The following is a 14,462-nucleotide window of genomic DNA, read 5'->3' on the forward strand; positions in this document are numbered from 1 at the left end:
ATAGGCCGATTTACGATTTGTCAGGTGTTCAGCTCGTCCTCGCGGTACTCCCGGCGCGGCTCGCGCACCCGCAGCTCGACCCGCCGGATCTTGCCCGAGATCGTCTTGGGCAGCTCGCCGAACTCCAGCCGCCGCACCCGCTTGTACGGCGCCAGCTCCCGCCGGCAGTGCTCGAAGATCGACCGGGCGACGTCCTCGCCGGGCTCGAACCCGGGGGCCAGCGTCACGTACGCCTTCGGCACCGCCAGCCGCACCGGGTCGGGGGCGGGCACCACGGCCGCCTCGGTCACCGCCTCGTGCTCCAGCAGCACGCTCTCCAGCTCGAACGGCGAGATGCGGTAGTCGGAGGCCTTGAAGACGTCGTCGGTGCGGCCCACGTAGGTGATGTAGCCGTCGGCGTCGCGGGTGGCGACGTCGCCGGTGTGGTAGTAGCCGTCGCGCATCGCCTCGGCGGAGCCGCCGACGTAGCCCGCCATCAGGCCGAGCGGGCGGCGGCTGTCCACGGGCAGGCAGATCTCGCCGTCGTCGCCCTCCTCGCCGGTGTGCGGGTCGAGCAGGACGACCTCGTACCCGGGCAGCGGGCGGCCCATCGAGCCGGGCTTGACCCGTTCGTCCGGGACGTTGCCGATCTGGGCGGTCGTCTCGGTCTGGCCGTAGCCGTCCCGGATGGTGATGCCCCACGCCTGCCGGACCTGCTCGATGATCTCCGGGTTCAGCGGCTCACCGGCCGCCACGGCGGCGCGCAGCGGCAGCTTCCACGCCGCCAGGTCCTCCTGGATGAGCATCCGCCAGACGGTCGGCGGCGCGCAGAACGTGCTCACCCGCTCCTCGCGCAGCACCTCCAGCAGCGCCGGGGCGGAGAAACGGCGGTAGTCGTGCACCAGCACGGTGGCCCCGGCGTTCCACGGCGCGAACACGTTGCTCCACGCGTGCTTGGCCCAGCCGGGCGAGGAGACGTTGAGGTGCACCTCGCCGGGCCGGACGCCGATCCAGTACATCGTGGACAGGTGGCCCGCCGGGTAGGAGGCATGCGTGTGCTCCACCAGCTTCGGCTGCGAGGTCGTGCCGGAGGTGAAGTAGAGCAGCAGCGTGTCGCCGGCCCGGGTCGGGCCGTCGGGGGTGAAGCGGTCGTGCGCCTCGTACGCCTCGTGGTACGGCAGCCAGTTGTAGGCGTCGCCGACCGCGATCCTGGTGAACTCGCCGGGCCCGAACTTGCCCGCGTCCGCCGCGTTGGCGATCACGTGCGCGACGCCGCCGCGCTCGATGCGCTCCACCAGGTCCTTGGCCGTGAGCAGGGTCGTGGCCGGGATGACGACCGCGCCCAGCTTCATCGCGGCCAGCAGCGCCTCCCACAGCTCGGCCTGGTTGCCGAGCATGAGCAGGATCCGCTCGCCCCTGCGGACGCCCTGCTCGTGCAGCCAGTTGGCGACCTGGCCGGAGCGGGCGGACAGCTCGGCGAAGGTGTAGCGCGCGGGGTTGTCACCGACGATCTTGAGGGCGACGGCGTCGGGGGTCTCGGCGGCCAGGACCCCGTCGAACCAGTCGAGCGCCCAGTTGAACTCCGTCAGCTCCGGCCAGCGGAAGTCGCTGCGGGCGGTGGCGGGGTCGGCTTGGAGGAGGAAGTCGCGGGCGGCACGGAAACTGCTCATGCCGGGATCCTGCTACGCCACCGGTCGCGGCTCAAGGGCGATCGGGTCGTCCGGCCGGTCGCGGGTCAGGGGCGATCGGGTCGTCCGGCCGCCTCGCGGCCTGGTGTCCCTGGTGGCCGGTGAGCCGGCGTTCGAGGCCGTCGAGCACCGAGACCAGGCCGAAGTCGAAGGCCATCGCCCGCACCAGCCGCGGGTCCTCGTAGTGGGCGGTGTCCGCCGCCTCCAGGAGGTCGGGGTGCTGCGCGGCGACCCTCCTCAGCATGGCCCGCGCCTCGTCGGGGTCGAAGTCGTCGCCCATCGAGGTGTTCCAGGCGATCTCCGGCGTCGTCATGCCGAAGATGAACGCGGTGAGCGTGGCCCCGGCGAAGTCGATGTCCCAGCCGGAGAACCCGGCCAGCCGGAACGTGCGCCGCATGCGGTCGCTGACCTCGATCGCGTGCGGCCCGAGCGCGGGCAGGCGGCCGATCAGGTCGGCCGTCCACGGGTGGCGCAGCATGGCCTGCCGCAGGCTGTGGGCCAGGACGGAGGCGACCTCCCGCCAGTGCGCCTCGTCGGGGTCGGGCACCTTGATCTCGCCCCACACCTCGTCGTAGGCCAGCTCCAGCAGCTCGTCCTTGGTGGCGACGTACCAGTAGAGGCTGGTCGCGCCGGACATCAGCTTCGCGCCGAGCTTGCGCATGCTCAGCCCGTCGAGCCCTTCGGCGTCCAGCAGCTCGACGGCCGCCCTGACGATCTCCTCGCGGCTGCGGCCCGGGGCGGCGCCGGCGGGTCTGCGCGGCTCGCGGGTCCAGACGGAGGTGAAGTGCCTGCTCATGACGTCCAGGATAAATCCACTCGCACAGTGTGCGAGAGTTGTCGTACGCTGTGCGAGTGACCTCGAACACTGTACGAGACCCCCGGCGCTGGTGGATCCTCCTCGTCCTGTGCCTGGCCCTGCTGGTGCTGGTCGTCGACAACACCGTGCTCAACCTGGCGATCCCCTCGCTCAACCAGGAGCTGGGCGCCACCCCGTCGGACATTCAATGGATCATCGACGCCTACGTGCTGGCCTACGCCGGCCTCCTGCTGACCTCCGGCGCGCTGTCCGACCGCTACGGGCGGCGCCGCCTGCTGATCATCGGCCTGGTGTTCTTCGGCGGCGCGTCGCTGCTGGCCGTGCTGGTGTCGGAGCCGTGGCAGCTCATCGCCGCCCGGGCGCTGATGGGCGTCGGCGGCTCGCTCGTCATGCCGTCCACGCTGTCGATCCTGCTGACCGTCTTCGACGAGGAGGAGCGGCGCAAGGCGATGGCCGCCTGGAGCGCGGTGGCGCTGGTCGGCCTGGTGTCCGGCCCGACCCTCGGCGGCTTCCTGCTGGAGCACTACTGGTGGGGCTCGGTCTTCCTGCTGAACGTGCCCATCGCGGCGATCGCCGTCGTGGCCGCCGTGACCCTCATGCCGGAGAGCCGCAGCGAGGGGCGCCGGATCGACCCCGTCGGCGTCGTGCTGTCGATCGCCGGCCTGACCGCCGCCGTCTACGTGATCATCGAGCGGGAGTGGAACCTCCCGGTCATCGCGGTGGCGGTGCTCGCCCTCGCCGCGTTCGTGGTGTGGGAACGCCGCCAGGAGCAGCCGATGCTGCCGCTGCACCTGTTCGCCGACCGCAACTTCGGCGGCGCGTCGTTCTCGATCCTGCTGATGTCCTTCGGCGCGGGCGCGGTGATGCTGATGCTCACCCAGTACCTGCAGTACGTGCTGGGCTACACCGAGATCCAGGCCGGTCTCGCCATGCTGCCCTACGCCGTGGCCGCCGCCGTCTTCAACGGCGTGGGCGCGGGGCTCGGGCAGCGGGTGAGCAACCGGGTGCTGGTGGGCGCGGGGCTGGTGCTCATGGCCGGAGGCTTCGTCGTCATGGCGCTGACCACCGGCTACTGGGGGCTGCTGAGCGGGCTGGTCGTCATGGGCGTCGGCGGCGGCCTGGCCGGCCCGTCGGCCTACGCCTCGCTGATGAACGCGATCCCCGTCGAGCACGCCGGGGTCGGCTCGGCGCTGAACGACACCGTCCAGCAGGTCGGCGTGGCGCTGAGCATCGCGATCCTGGGCAGCGTGCTGGCCGGCCGCTACACCGCCGAGATGCCCGCCGGCCTGCCGGCGGCGGCCAGGGAGTCGGTCGGCGGCGCGCACCTGCTCGGCCTGAACGGGCCCGCCGACGCGGCCTTCACCTCGGCGATGCACCTCGGCGCGTGGGTGGGCGCGGCCTTCTGCGTCGCGGCGGCGCTGCTCGCGGTGTCGGTGCTGCGCCCGGCCAGGCCCGCCGAGCCCGCGCAGCCGGTTTACACCTCGTAACCCTTTTTCTGCGCGGGCCGACAGGTTGCGGGTAGGAGCACGGCGAGCGGGACGGGATACTCGATAACATGTCGGAGCTACTCGCGCGCCACCGGGCAGTGATGCCCAACTGGCTGGCGCTCAACTACACCGAGCCCATCGAGATCGTCAGCGGTAAAGGCAACCGGGTCGTCGACGCCGACGGCAAGAGCTACCTCGACTTCTTCGCCGGCATCCTGACCAACATGATCGGCTACGACGTGCCGGAGGTGCGCGAGGCCGTCGAGCGCCAGCTCGCCACGGGGGTCGTGCACACCAGCACGGTCTACCTGCTGCGCGGCCAGATCGAGCTGGCGGAGAAGATCGCCCGGCTGTCCGGCATCCCCGACGCCAAGGTCTTCTTCACCAACTCCGGCACCGAGGCCAACGAGACGGCGCTGCTGCTGGCGACGTACGCGCGAAAGAGCGACCAGGTGCTCGCCATGCGGCAGAGCTACCACGGCCGCAGCTTCGGCGCCATCAGCGTCACCTCCAACCGCTCGTGGAAGAACAACTCGCTCTCCCCGCTCAACGTGCACTTCCTGCACGGCGCCGACCGGCACCTGACCCAGTTCAAGGGCCTGTCGGACGCCGACTACATCGCCGCGTGCGTGGACGACCTGCGCCACGTCCTGGCCACCGCCGTCTCCGCCGACGTGGCCGCGCTCATCGCCGAGCCGATCCAGGGCGTGGGCGGGTTCACCATGGCGCCCGACGGGCTGTTCGCGGCGTACAAGGAGGTGCTGGACGAGCAGGGCATCCTGTTCATCTCGGACGAGGTGCAGACCGGCTGGGGCCGCACCGGCAGCGCGTTCTTCGGCATCCAGAACCACGGCGTCACCCCCGACATGATCACCTTCGCCAAGGGCCTCGGCAACGGCTTCGCCGTGGGCGGCATCGTGGCGCGCGGCGACCTCATGGACGGCCCCCACGCGGTGGGCCTGTCCACCTTCGGCGGCAACCCGATCTCCATGGCCGCCGCCAACGCCACCCTCGACTACGTGCTCGACCACGACCTCCAGGCCAACGCCGCGCGCACCGGCGCGATCATCATCGACGGCCTCAAGGAGGCCGCCCAGCGCCTGTCCTGCGTCAAGGACGTGCGCGGCAAGGGCCTGATGTTCGCCGTCGAGCTGGAGAGCCCCGCGCAGGCGGCCCGGTTCATGGAGGAGACCAAGCGGGCGGGCCTGCTCGCGGGCAAGGGCGGCCTGTACGGCACCGCCATCCGCATGGCCCCGCCCCTCACGCTCACCGTGGAGGAGGCCGTCGAGGGGCTCGGCATCATCGTCAGCGCGTTGGAGACCATCGACGCGGAGGCGGCGGAGCGGTGAAGTCGGTCGAGCACTGGATCAACGGCGCTCCGGCCGGAGGCGGCTCGGGCCGCTCGGCGGAACTGTTCGACCCGGCCACCGGCGAGGTGTCGGGCCACGTGGCGCTGGCCTCCCCCGCCGACGTGGACGCGGCCGTGGCGGCCGCCGTGGCCGCCTTCCCCGCCTGGCGGGACGCCTCGCTGACCAAGCGCACGCAGGTGTTGTTCCGCTTCCGCGAGCTGATGGTGGCCCACCGCGACGAGCTGGCCGCGCTGATCTCCGCCGAGCACGGCAAGGTGCACGCCGACGCGCTCGGCGAGGTGGCCCGCGGCCTGGAGGTCGTGGAGTTCGCCTGCGGCATCCCGCACCTGCTCAAGGGCGGCTTCAGCGAGGGCGTCTCGACGCGGGTGGACTCGTACTCGTTGCGGCAGCCGCTCGGCGTGGTGGCCGGGATCACCCCGTTCAACTTCCCGGCCATGGTGCCGATGTGGATGTTCCCGCTGGCCGTGGCGTGCGGCAACACGTTCATCCTGAAGCCGTCGGAGAAGGACCCGTCGGCGTCGCTGCTGATGGCGCGGCTGTGGCAGGAGGCCGGGCTGCCCGACGGCGTGTTCAACGTCGTGCAGGGCGACAAGACGGCCGTGGACCGGCTGCTGGAGCACCCCGACGTCAAGGCCGTCTCGTTCGTCGGCTCCACCCCGATCGCCCGCTACGTCTACGGGACCGGCACCGCCCACGGCAAGCGGGTGCAGGCGCTCGGCGGCGCGAAGAACCACATGCTGGTGCTCCCGGACGCGGACCTCGACCTGGTGGCGGACTCGGCGGTGTCGGCCGGGTTCGGCTCGGCGGGGGAGCGGTGCATGGCGATCTCCGTCGTGCTCGCGGTGGAACCGATCGGCGACGACCTGGTCAAGAAGATCACCGAACGGGTGGACAAGCTCGTGGTCGGCCCCGGCGACGACCCCAAGGCCGAGATGGGCCCGCTGGTCACCGCCGCGCACCGCGACAAGGTCGCCTCCTACCTGGACCTCGGCGTCGAGGAGGGCGCGGAGCTGGTCGTGGACGGCCGGCGCACGCCGATCCTGGGCGGCGGCACGGCGGAGGACACGCCGGGCTTCTGGCTCGGCCCCACGGTCCTGGACCGGGTGCCGCCGGGCTCGCGCACGCACCGCGAGGAGATCTTCGGCCCGGTGCTGTCGATCGTGCGCGTGGGCTCGTACGAGGAGGGCCTGGAGCTGATCAACAGCGGCGAGTACGGCAACGGCACCGCCATCTTCACCAACGACGGCGGCGCGGCCCGGCGCTTCCAGAACGAGGTGGAGGTCGGCATGATCGGCGTCAACGTGCCGATCCCGGTGCCGATGGCCTTCTACAGCTTCGGCGGCTGGAAGGCGTCGCTGTTCGGCGACACCCACGTGCACGGCACCGAGGGCGTGCACTTCTACACCCGCGGCAAGGTCGTCACCTCGCGCTGGCTCGACCCCTCGCACGGCGGCGTGAACCTGGGCTTCCCCACGAACAGGTAAGCCCCCGCACCGGCCGGGAAGGACCGCCGTCCTTCCCGGCCGCGTCCCGGTAAGCTCCTAGGGCACCGGACAGAGGGGGACATCGTGCATCGCCGACGTACTTATGCCCTGGCGCTCGCCGCGGCGGCGCTGGTGGCCGGCACGGGCGCGGCGAGCCCGACCCCCGCCCCGGCGTCGTTCGTCAAGCCGAAGGCCACGCCCAGCCCCTCGCCGACGGCCACCCCCACGGCGACCCAGAGCGACGGCACCCTCCAGATCCTCACCTATCGCGGCTACGCCGAGTACGGCGGCGTCAGCCCCCGCTTCAACTGGGTGGGCGACTTCGAGAAGGAGACCGGCTGCCGCATCGCCAAGCTCGACACCGTGCAGACCGCCGAGGACATGATCAAGCAGGTCGGGGCCCGCCCCTACGATCTGATCTCGGCCGGCCCCGCGCTCGCGGGCGGCCTCATCGCGGCCAAGCAGGTGCAGCCCGTCGACCCGGCCAAGGTCGACGGCTACGACGACCTCGGCGAGCGCCTCCGCGACCTGACCACCGTGTCGGGCAAGGTGTACGGGGTGCCGTACCTGTGGGGCTACCACGAGTTCGTCTACGACCCGGCCAGGGTCAAGGGCGAGCTGAAGGAGGCGTTCGCCTCCAGCCGCACGGCGCTCCGCGACAGCCCCATGACCCTCGCCGACGCCGCGCTGGCCGCCGGCAAGGGCGGCGACGACCCGTTCGCGCTCACTCAGGAGCAGCTCGACGCGGCCGTGGGCCTGCTGGAGGGGGCCAAGGAGCGCACGTACTGGAAGAACCCGCTCGACCTGGTCAAGGGCTTCGCGACCGGCGAGCTGGACTACGCGCAGGCCACCCCCTACTACCGGCTGCTGCTGCAGAAGGCCGGTCTCGGGGTCAGGACGGCCGCCGCCCGCGAGACCACCGGCTGGGCCGACTCCTGGATGCTCGGCGCGAACGTGCCCGACACGACGTGCGCCTACCGCTGGCTCAACTGGATGACCGCGCCGAACGCCCAGCGCGACGCCGCGGCCTGGACGGGGCTGGCGCCCGCGAACGCGAAGGCGTGCAAGGGGCGGGCCAGGGAGATCTGCCAGGCGTACGGGGTGGGCGACGCCAAGCGCCTGGAGCGGGTGGCCTTCGCCGAGCGGCCGCCCGCGGGCTGCCGCGAGCAGGACGGCTGCCCCGGCTACGACGCCTGGGCCAAGCTGTGGGACAAGCTGGCCAAGTAGCCCCGCCGGCCTGGGGGCCCGCCGTCAGCGGGAGGGGAACGCGACCACCGTGGCGAGCGGCGCCGGCATGAGCGCCTCCGCGCAGTCGGCGCAGGCCAGCACCGGCGCGTCGTCGGGCAGCCGGCCCACCCGCACGCGGGGGCGCGGCCAGCGCTTGTGGCAGACGACGCAGGCGTCGCCGTCGCGCTGAGCCAAGCTCAGGCCCTCAGGGTCGAACGTCAACATACTCCGCGCCGTTCTTGTCGGACCCCAGTTCATCACGTTCCCAGCAGCCATCGCCCATCCGTATGTCGGATCCGTTATAACCCTGACCGCGGCCATGAGCGTCCTGCTGAGCGTCAAGTCAGGGTGAATTCTCTACCCTCCTGCCGGGCTTTACACCAACAAAATCGGGCATCCAGCCACAAGTTGGATGCCCGAAATCGAGGGATATCTACAGTTCGGCGATGGCTTTCTCAAGGATCCCCAGGCCCTCGTCGAGCAGGTGCTCGGGGATCACCAGCGGGGGCAGGAAACGCAGCACGTTGCCGTACGTGCCGGCGGTCAGCACCAGCAGGCCCTCGGCGTGGCAGCGCTTGACGACCTCCTGCACGGCGGTCGGGTTCGGCTCCTTGGTGCCGGGCTCGACCAGCTCGATCGCGATCATCGCGCCCCGGCCCCGGACGTCGCCGATGACGTCGAAGCGCTCCTTCAGCGCCTCCAGCCGGGGGAGCATGATCTCGCCGATGCGGCGGGCCCGCGCGACCAGGTCCTCCTCCTCGATGGTCTCCAGCACGCCGAGCGCGGCCTCGCAGGCCAGCGGGTTGCCGCCGTACGTGCCGCCGAGCCCGCCCACGTGCACCCGGTCCATGAGCTCCGCGCGGCCGGTCACGGCGGCCAGCGGCAGGCCGCCCGCGATGCCCTTGGCGGTGGTGATGATGTCGGGAACGACGCCCTCGTCCTCGCAGGCGAACAACGTGCCGGTGCGGGCGAAGCCGGTCTGCACCTCGTCGGCCACGAACACGATGCCGTTGGCCCGGCAGAACTCGGCGACGCGCGGCAGGAAGCCCCGGGCGGGCACGATGAAGCCGCCCTCGCCGGCGATCGGCTCGATCACCACGGCGGCCACGTTCTCGGCGCCGATCTGCTTGGTGATCGCGTCGATGGCCTGCTCGGCGGCCTCCTCGGCGCAGTTCTCCGGGCCGGTCGGCCAGCGGAACGGGTAGGCCAGCGGCACCCGGTACACCTCCGGCGCGAACGGGCCGAAGCGGTGCTTGTACGGCATGTTCTTGGCGGTCAGCGTCATCGTCAGCAACGTGCGGCCGTGGTAGCCGTGGTCGAAGACGACGACCGCCTGGCGGCCGGTGGCGTGCCGGGCGATCTTGACGGCGTTCTCGACGGCCTCGGCGCCCGAGTTCACCAGGAACGTGCGCTTCTCGTGGTCGCCCGGGGTCAGCTCGTTCAGCTTCTCGCAGACCCGCACGTACGACTCGTACGGCGTCACCATGAAGCAGGTGTGGGTGAAGTCGGCCACCTGCCGCCGCACGCGCTCCACGACCTTGGGGGCGGCGTTGCCGACGTTCGTCACGGCGATGCCGGAGCCGAAGTCGATCAGCGAGTTGCCGTCGGCGTCCTGCACCACGCCGCCGCCGGCGCGGGTGACGAAGACCGGCAGCGTGGTGCCGATGCCGGGCGGGACGGCGGCCTGCTTGCGGGCCAGCAGCTCCTGGGACTTGGGGCCGGGGATCGCGGTCACGACGCGCCGCTCCTGCGGAATGCTCATGCCTCCGACGCTACGGCCGCCTCCCACCTGCGCCGATACGTCGATATGGCACACTGGGGGTGCTCGTCTTCGCCGGAATGGACAAAACCCGCATGCCGCCTACGCTGCAGACCGTCGTGCGCCGGATGGGCCTGCGGCCGCTGGCCGGCCCCGTGCCGCCGGAGCGCGTGGTGCGCTGGGTGGCGGTGAGCGAGCTGGCCGATCCCACACCGTACCTGGAGGGGGACGAGCTGCTGCTCACCACCGGGCTGCGGATGGAAGGCGACCTGGCCGGATCGGACCTGGCCGGATACGTCGGGCGGCTGGTGGCGCGGGGCGTCGCCGGGCTCGGCTTCGGCGTCGGCGTGTCGCACGAGGAGGTGCCCGGCGCGCTCGTCGCGGCGGCCGGGGAGGCGGGGCTGCCGCTGCTGGAGGTGCCGCGCGAGACGCCGTTCATCGCGATCGGCAAGGCCGTCAGCGAGCTGCTGGCCGCCGAGCAGTACGAGGAGATCACCCGGGCCTTCGCCGCGCAGGGGCGGCTGACCCGGGCGGCGCTGCGGCCCGAGGGCGTGCACGCGGTCATCGACCGGCTGGCCAAGGAGGTCGGCGGGTGGGCGGCGCTGCTCGACGAGACCGGCGCGGTGCGGCACGCCACGCGCGGTGCGCGCGTCGACGCGGTCACGGCCGACCTCGCGCGGCTCCAGGACGCCTCCGCCGAACGCCCGGGGCCCGGGGGGCGGTCGTTCGCGAGCCTGGCGTTGTCCGGGCCGGGGGAGCACATCGTCGTGCAGCCGCTGGGCGGCGGCGGTGGTGGCGGCGGGGCGCGGCCGCGCGGGTTCTTCGCAGTGGGGGCGGCGCGGGCGTTCTCGCCGGTCACCCACACCGTGATCAACGCGGCCGGCTCGCTGCTCACGCTCGCGCTGGAGCAGGGCCGGGCCCAGGCGGCGGCCGGGCGCCGGGTGCGGGCGGCGGTGCTGGACCTGCTGCTGTCCGGGGCGCTGGAGCAGGCGCGGGGGGTGCTGGCCGCGCTCGGCGGACGGCTGCCCGAGCCGCCGCTGCTGGTCCTCGCCACGCGGGCCGACGCTCTCGACGCGCTGGAGCCGCGGGCCTTCGCCGCGCCCGGGCCGGACGGGACGGCGTACGCGCTGGTGGCCGAGCAGGCGGGGCAGCCCGAGCGGGCGGGGGAGGCCGAGCGGGCGGGGAGGCCGAGCGGGCGGCCGCTGGCGGGCGAGGCGGCGAGTGCGGCGGCGCGGAAAGCGGCGGGCGAGGCGGCGAGTGCGGCGGCGCGGAAAGCGGCGGGCGCGGGGGCGGGCGAGGCGGCGGGTGCGGTGGCGGGTGCGGTGGCGGGTGCGGTGGCGGGTGCGGTGGCGCGGGAGGTGGGGGTGGTCGTCGGGGTCAGCCTGCCGGCCACGTACGACCCCGTCTCCCTTTCCACGGCCCTCGACCAGGCCCGGCGCGCCCTGGACGCCGCCGCCCGCCCCCGCGACCCAGTGCGCGGCGAGGACGCCGCCGGCGGCGGCCGGGTGGTCCGGTTCGCGGAGCTGGCCGGGCAGGGGCTGCTGGGGCTGCTGGACCCGGCGGCGGCCCAGGCGTTCGCGACCGCGCTGCTGGCGCCGCTCACCACGTACGGCTCGCGGGCCGACCTGGTGGAGTCGCTGCGCGCGTACCTGGAGAGCAACGGCCACTGGGACGCCGCCGCGCAGCGCCTCGGCATCCACCGCCACACCCTGCGCTACCGCATGAGAAGGGTCGGCGACCTGCTCGGCCGCGACCTCGACGACCCCGGCGTGCGCGCCGAGCTGTGGCTCGCCCTGGAGGCGGCCAGGCGGCACCCGGCCGCCGCCGCTACTTCTTCTGCTTCTGCTCCAGCAGGAAGCTGCAGATGACGGCGGTGGTGACGGTCTCGTACGTGCGCCCGTCGCGCAGGTGCCCGGCCCGCTCCAGGCTGATCGCGCCCTGGGCGGCGGCCCACAGCGCGTCGGCGATCTTGCGGGGCTGGGTCGGCACGAGGTAGCCGGAGGAGATGCAGTCGGCGATCACCCGGTCGAGGATGTTGAGCGCGGCGCGGGCCAGTGTCCTGGCGCGCTCGCTCGGCTCGAACCCGGGGATGGCCCGCTCGAACATGAGGCTGTAGTAGCCCGGCTCGGCCAGGCACGCCTCCCGGTAGGCGGGCCCGAGGGCGTGCAGGTGCTCCAGCGGGTTGCGCCGCTGCGGCACGGTCTCCAGAAAGCGGCGGAAGCGCTCGAACCCCTCCAGATAGAGCGCCTCCGCCAGCCCTTCCCGATTGCCGAACATCGTGTAGATGACGGTCGTCGTGCAGCCGGCCTCGGCGGCGATGCGGCGCATGGTCAGGCTCTCGGGCCCGTCGGTCTCCAGCAGGTTGACCGCCACGTCGAGCAGGCGGGAGCGCAGTTCGTCCTGGCTGGCGCGTTCACCCAGGAGATAGGCGCCCTGCAGCCCCAGCGGCGCCGAAGTCATGAGACCTCCCCGGTGGCCACGGACTTCCTTGTCCTGGTGACCTCACGCTGTTCGGTCACGGGGCCCACGCCTTTCTGATCGGGGGCCCGCCGCGCTTGGAGACCCGCACCCGATGACTTAGCCAAGGCGGAGATCCCTCAAACCCCTCCGCATGGTAAACATCCCGAATTAGGTCTACTTCTGTTACATCCTGGGTATACAACGGAGCTTGTACTTAACGGTGAGCGCTCACGAGGCTCTTGTGCAACGTGGTGTAAATCCCCGAGCCCGGGCTTGGCATAACGTCGTCGTATGGACGTGCGTACCTTCTGGCTGAACGGCAGCCCGGCGACCGGGGACTCCGAGCTCACTGTCACCAACCCCCACGACGGCCGGGAGGTCGGCAGGCACTCCGTGCCCACCGACGCCCAGGTGGAGGAGGCCGTCGCGGGCGCCCACGCGGTGGCCCGGCAGGCCGCCGCGCTGCCCGTGCACGTACGGGCCGAGGCCCTGGCCCACGTCTCGCGCCGGCTGGCCGAACGGGCCGACGAGATCGCCCGCCTCATCACCGCCGAGAACGGCAAGCCCATCCTGTGGGCGCGCGGCGAGGTCGCGCGGGCCGTCGCCACGTTCCGCTTCGCCGCCGAGGAGGCCCGCCGCTGGTCGGGCGACGTGCAGCGGCTCGACACCGAGCCGGCCGCGGCCGGGCGGCTCGCCTACGTCTCGCGCGTGCCCAAGGGCCCGGTGCTGGCGATCACCCCGTTCAACTTCCCGCTGAACCTCGTCGCGCACAAGGTGGCCCCGGCCATCGCCGTCGGCGCGCCGGTCGTCGTCAAGCCCGCCCCGGCCACGCCGCTGTCGGCGCTGCTGCTCGGCGAGATCCTGGCCGAGACCGACCTGCCCGCCGGCATGTTCTCGGTGCTGCCGCTGCCGAACGAGCGCGCCTCCGCCCTGGTCGCCGACCCGCGCCTGCCCGTGGTGTCGTTCACCGGCTCCGCGCCCGTCGGCTACGCCATCGCCGACCAGGTGCCGCGCAAGCACGTCACGCTGGAGCTGGGCGGCAACGCGGCGGCCGTCGTGCTCGCCGACGCCGACCTCGACTGGGCCGCGCAGCGCGTCGCCCTCTACTCCAACTACCAGGCCGGGCAGAGCTGCATCGCCGTCCAGCGGGTGATCGTCGAGCGGCCCGTCCACGACGCGTTCGTCGAGCGGCTGCTGCCCGCCGTGGACGCCCTCGTCACCGGCGACCCGGCCGACGAGAAGACGCAGGTCGGGCCGCTGGTGTCGGAGGCGGCGGCGGAGCGGATCGAGCAGTGGGTGCAGGAGGCCGTCGCGGCCGGGGCCCGCCTGCTGACCGGCGGCACCCGGCAGGGCGCCACGTTCGCGCCGACGGTGCTCGCCGACGTCCCGCGCGAGGCGAAGGTGGCCTGCGAGGAGGTCTTCGGGCCGGTCATGATCCTGCAGCAGGCGGCCTCGATCGACGAGGCGTACGCGATGGTCAATGACTCGCGGTACGGCCTCCAGGCCGGCGTCTTCACCCGTTCCCTCGACGCCGCCTTCCGGGCGAACCGGGAGCTGGAGGTGGGCGGCGTGATCATCGGCGACGTGCCGTCCTACCGGGCCGACCAGATGCCGTACGGCGGGGTCAAGGACTCGGGGATCGGGCGCGAGGGGCTGCGCTCGGCGATGGAGGACCTGACGTACGAGAAGGTCATGGTCCTGACCGGCCTCACCCTCTGACGGCCGCCGCCGGGCCCTCGGCCTCCCGCGCGCCGAGGGCCCGCGCGACCGTCAGGCTGTCCTCGTAGATGTGGTACCGGGTGATCAGCCCGTCCTCGACGGTGAGCCGCAGCGCGAACGGCGAGCGGTAGGCCGCGCCGCCGCGCACCGTCTGCGCGATGTCGCCGAACACCACCGCCTCCGCCCCGTCCACCACGATCTGGGTCACGGTCGTGCCGTTCAGCTCGGGCACGTGGTGCTCCTCCAGCGACCGGAAATGCTCGGCCACGTCGGCGCGGGTGCGGCGGGGCCTGATCCACGGCACCGCCGGATGCCCCTCCTCGGGCCAGTCGAGCCGCCAGTCGACCGGCTCGGCGAACAACGCGGCGGTGCGCCGGTGGTCGCCCTCGCCCATCCTGCGCAGGAACTCTTCTACGATCTCACGGGTGCTCATGCCGTCGAGCCTGCCACCCGGAGGTCATGGCGTCGATTA

General features: G+C 72.6%; 12 protein-coding genes. 6 read left to right on the top strand and 6 right to left on the bottom strand.

Annotated elements, in window-relative coordinates:
* Positions 1–20: 20 nt before the first annotated feature.
* Positions 21–1,649 (bottom strand): AMP-binding protein, encoded by a 1,629-nt coding sequence (locus MF672_RS37710; RefSeq protein ID WP_242382226.1) that lies wholly within the window; start codon positions 1,647–1,649, stop codon positions 21–23.
* A 31-nt stretch (positions 1,650–1,680) separates the two neighbouring features.
* Positions 1,681–2,463, bottom strand: a complete 783-nt coding sequence (locus tag MF672_RS37715; protein ID WP_242382225.1) for a TetR/AcrR family transcriptional regulator — start codon at positions 2,461–2,463, stop codon at positions 1,681–1,683.
* A 56-nt stretch (positions 2,464–2,519) separates the two neighbouring features.
* Here MF672_RS37715 and MF672_RS37720 point away from each other — a divergent pair, with 56 nt between their 5' ends.
* From MF672_RS37720 to MF672_RS37735, 4 genes are all read left to right on the top strand, one after another.
* Positions 2,520–3,971: an MFS transporter gene (locus MF672_RS37720; RefSeq protein ID WP_242382224.1), complete on the top strand. Its 1,452-nt coding sequence runs from the start codon at positions 2,520–2,522 to the stop codon at positions 3,969–3,971.
* Positions 3,972–4,039: 68 nt separating this feature from the next.
* Complete coding sequence (locus tag MF672_RS37725) at positions 4,040–5,320, top strand: aspartate aminotransferase family protein (RefSeq protein WP_242382223.1); 1,281 nt, start codon at positions 4,040–4,042, stop codon at positions 5,318–5,320.
* Positions 5,317–6,825, top strand: a complete 1,509-nt coding sequence (locus MF672_RS37730) for a CoA-acylating methylmalonate-semialdehyde dehydrogenase (protein ID WP_242382222.1) — start codon at positions 5,317–5,319, stop codon at positions 6,823–6,825. The genes MF672_RS37725 and MF672_RS37730 overlap by 4 nt, the downstream gene beginning before the upstream one ends.
* An 84-nt stretch (positions 6,826–6,909) precedes the next feature.
* Positions 6,910–8,052 (top strand): extracellular solute-binding protein, encoded by a 1,143-nt coding sequence (locus MF672_RS37735; protein ID WP_242382221.1) that lies wholly within the window; start codon positions 6,910–6,912, stop codon positions 8,050–8,052.
* Between the two features lie 24 nt (positions 8,053–8,076).
* Here MF672_RS37735 and MF672_RS37740 read toward each other — a convergent pair whose 3' ends face one another.
* A complete protein-coding gene (locus MF672_RS37740; protein WP_242382220.1) occupies positions 8,077–8,277 on the bottom strand; it encodes a hypothetical protein in 201 nt (66 codons plus the stop codon).
* Positions 8,278–8,485: 208 nt separating this feature from the next.
* Entirely contained in the window at positions 8,486–9,814 is a 1,329-nt protein-coding gene (gene gabT / locus MF672_RS37745; protein ID WP_242382219.1) for a 4-aminobutyrate--2-oxoglutarate transaminase, read from the bottom strand.
* A gap of 92 nt (positions 9,815–9,906) precedes the next feature.
* On the opposite strand from gabT, the gene MF672_RS37750 reads away from it, so the two are divergent.
* The gene (locus MF672_RS37750) at positions 9,907–11,679 is read left to right on the top strand and encodes a PucR family transcriptional regulator (protein WP_247815641.1); all 1,773 of its coding nucleotides are present in this window, start codon (positions 9,907–9,909) and stop codon (positions 11,677–11,679) included.
* On the opposite strand, the gene MF672_RS37755 is transcribed toward MF672_RS37750, so the two are convergent.
* Positions 11,639–12,271, bottom strand: coding sequence for a TetR/AcrR family transcriptional regulator (locus MF672_RS37755; RefSeq protein WP_242375373.1), 633 nt, complete (start codon positions 12,269–12,271; stop codon positions 11,639–11,641). The two genes, MF672_RS37750 and MF672_RS37755, sit on opposite strands and share 41 nt — an antisense overlap.
* A 291-nt stretch (positions 12,272–12,562) precedes the next feature.
* On the opposite strand from MF672_RS37755, the gene MF672_RS37760 reads away from it, so the two are divergent.
* On the top strand, positions 12,563–13,990 hold the full coding sequence (locus MF672_RS37760) for an aldehyde dehydrogenase family protein (RefSeq protein WP_242375374.1): 1,428 nt from the start codon (positions 12,563–12,565) through the stop codon (positions 13,988–13,990).
* Here the strand turns inward: MF672_RS37760 and MF672_RS37765 are convergent.
* Positions 13,980–14,423: a nuclear transport factor 2 family protein gene (locus tag MF672_RS37765; protein ID WP_242375375.1), complete on the bottom strand. Its 444-nt coding sequence runs from the start codon at positions 14,421–14,423 to the stop codon at positions 13,980–13,982. The genes MF672_RS37760 and MF672_RS37765 overlap by 11 nt on opposite strands.
* Positions 14,424–14,462: the final 39 nt, after the last annotated feature.

This window comes from Actinomadura luzonensis, from assembly GCF_022664455.2.
GTDB classification, from domain to species: Bacteria; Actinomycetota; Actinomycetes; order Streptosporangiales; family Streptosporangiaceae; genus Nonomuraea; species Nonomuraea luzonensis.

Excerpts from the sequence above, each read along its gene's own strand:
- MF672_RS37710 (WP_242382226.1), bottom strand. The coding sequence starts at position 1,649 with ATGAGCAGTTTCCGTGCCGCCCGCGACTTCCTCCTCCAAGCCGACCCC.
- MF672_RS37715 (WP_242382225.1), bottom strand. The coding sequence starts at position 2,463 with ATGAGCAGGCACTTCACCTCCGTCTGGACCCGCGAGCCGCGCAGACCC.
- MF672_RS37725 (WP_242382223.1), top strand. The coding sequence starts at position 4,040 with ATGTCGGAGCTACTCGCGCGCCACCGGGCAGTGATGCCCAACTGGCTG.
- MF672_RS37740 (WP_242382220.1), bottom strand. The coding sequence starts at position 8,277 with ATGTTGACGTTCGACCCTGAGGGCCTGAGCTTGGCTCAGCGCGACGGC.
- gabT (WP_242382219.1), bottom strand. The coding sequence starts at position 9,814 with ATGAGCATTCCGCAGGAGCGGCGCGTCGTGACCGCGATCCCCGGCCCC.
- MF672_RS37750 (WP_247815641.1), top strand. The coding sequence starts at position 9,907 with ATGCCGCCTACGCTGCAGACCGTCGTGCGCCGGATGGGCCTGCGGCCG.
- MF672_RS37755 (WP_242375373.1), bottom strand. The coding sequence starts at position 12,271 with ATGACTTCGGCGCCGCTGGGGCTGCAGGGCGCCTATCTCCTGGGTGAA.
- MF672_RS37760 (WP_242375374.1), top strand. The coding sequence starts at position 12,563 with ATGGACGTGCGTACCTTCTGGCTGAACGGCAGCCCGGCGACCGGGGAC.
- MF672_RS37765 (WP_242375375.1), bottom strand. The coding sequence starts at position 14,423 with ATGAGCACCCGTGAGATCGTAGAAGAGTTCCTGCGCAGGATGGGCGAG.